At 33.8% G+C, this 1,885-nt stretch carries 2 protein-coding genes; both read left to right on the top strand.

Going from position 1 to position 1,885, the window contains the following annotated elements:
- Positions 1-94 precede the first annotated feature (94 nt).
- A complete protein-coding gene (locus tag A5883_RS12150) occupies positions 95-1,411 on the top strand; it encodes a PTS sugar transporter subunit IIC (RefSeq protein WP_086338677.1) in 1,317 nt (438 codons plus the stop codon).
- A 224-nt stretch (positions 1,412-1,635) separates the two neighbouring features.
- On the top strand, positions 1,636-1,885 hold a 250-nt coding region (locus A5883_RS19230; protein WP_176323992.1), incomplete at its 3' end, for a YSIRK-type signal peptide-containing protein.

The following is a 1,885-nucleotide window of genomic DNA, read 5'->3' as shown; positions in this document are numbered from 1 at the left end:
GATTTATATAAATCCTTAGCATCTGAATAAAACGTGTTAATCATAATTAATTTATAAACTTTGAAGATATTTTTATTTATAAGGGAGAAGGCTAATGAATAAATTTGAAGAAGTAGTTCAAACAAAATTGGTTCCTATTGCTGGTCGTTTTGGAAGTAATAAGTTTTTGATAGCTATTCGGGATGGTATTACTTATTCAATGCCGTTAATTCTAATTGGCTCATTTTTGATGGTGATTGCAAGTTTTCCAGTTCCAGGTTGGGAAACTTGGCTCGGGGAAGTGGGCATTTCAACGTATCTTTGGAAAGGGGTCGATTCTAGTTTTAATTTGATCGCTTTAATTGCTGCTTTTGCCATTCCTTATAGTCTGGTCAAACAGTATAAAGAAGATGGAATTTCAGCTGGTGTCATTAATATATCAGCGTTCTTAATGGTTACTCCGTTTACAATTCCTTTTTTAGATGAATCGGGTAAAACGTTAGGTTCTGTTGGAGGAATCGCACCATCATATTTATCATCTGGCGGATTATTTGTAGCCATTGTTTTAGGATTGCTTAATGGTTATGCGTATCAGTGGTTTATGAAAAAAGATATTCGTATAAAAATGCCTGAAGGAGTTCCTCCAGCGGTGTCAAAAAGTTTTAGTGCTATTATTCCTGGAACAGTAATTCTAGTTTTTTGGCTTATTATTTATGGATTGTTAGATAGTCTGAAACTACCTAATGTACATGACATAGTAAAAACAGTTTTAGGTGTTCCATTTAGTATGTTGGGAAGTACGTTGTTTGGTAATTTTATTGTAGTTTTATTAAATGGTTTATTGTGGTTCTGTGGTGTTCACGGAGGAAATGTTTTAAATAATCCGATTATGAAGCCTATTTGGTTAGCTAATTTAACAGAAAATGCGACAGCTCATAAAGCTGGACAAGAACTTCCTCATGTTTTCACATCTGTATTTATGGATAATTTTGTTTTTATTGGTGGCTCGGGTGCGACAATTGGGTTAGTTATTGCGTTAGCGTGGTTAGCAAAACGTCGTAAAGCCAGTCAACAGGCCAAGGTTCTTTCTCCTTTAACATTATTACCTGGTCTTTTTAATATTAACGAACCTACAATGTTCGGGGTTCCTGTCGTTTTGAATGTTTTAACAGTTATTCCGTTTGTTTTAGCTCCAGCAGTAAATCTCATTGTTGCTTATTTTGCGTTCAGCTCAGGCATAGTCCCTGGAACATATACAGATCCTGGTTGGACAATGCCACCAGTTATTTCAGGTTTTTTAGCAACTGGTAGCTGGCAAGCTTCTGTTTTACAAGTCGTTTTGATTGTATTAGATATTCTGCTCTATTTACCGTTTATCTTTAATGTTGAAAGAAGATGGAAAGCTAGTGAACAATATAAAGATAATATATAATTAACATTTTATAGTGTTGCTAATTCATACCAGAATAATCGCTATTATAATTATTCTGGTATGAATATAAGTGATTTCACAAATCTCGGAAGGCGGTTTAAACTCTATAGTGCATTTTTTTATAAATGAGAGCGTTTTATTAATACATTGAGGTGGATTAAACTCTTCTAAAGTGTTGTAGAGTTTTATAATATCTATTTTCATATAAATATAGGAGTGAAATAATGGTGTCTAAAAGAAATGTATTATTGCGAAAACAAAAATATGCTTGTAAAGTTCAAAAATACTCTATCAAAAAATTAAGTATTGGAGTTGCATCAGTTTTAGTAGGAACAGCTCTGTATCTAGGTAATTCTGTATCCGCTGCAGAGGTTACTGATACAGAGGTAAATAGTAATAATGCTACATTAATAGAAGAGTCATCAACAGTTAGCGAAGGAGCAACAGTAGCGAATGGGTCAGCAGCATCAAGTG

The organism is Enterococcus sp. 5B3_DIV0040 (assembly GCF_002140755.1).
GTDB classification, from domain to species: Bacteria; Bacillota; Bacilli; order Lactobacillales; family Enterococcaceae; genus Enterococcus_D; species Enterococcus_D casseliflavus.
Note: the sequence above shows the minus strand (reverse complement) of the source record. Positions and strands in the feature narration are given on the sequence as shown.

Coding starts and splice junctions, on each gene's coding strand:
- A5883_RS12150 (WP_086338677.1), top strand. CDS start 95: ATGAATAAATTTGAAGAAGTAGTTCAAACAAAATTGGTTCCTATTGCT.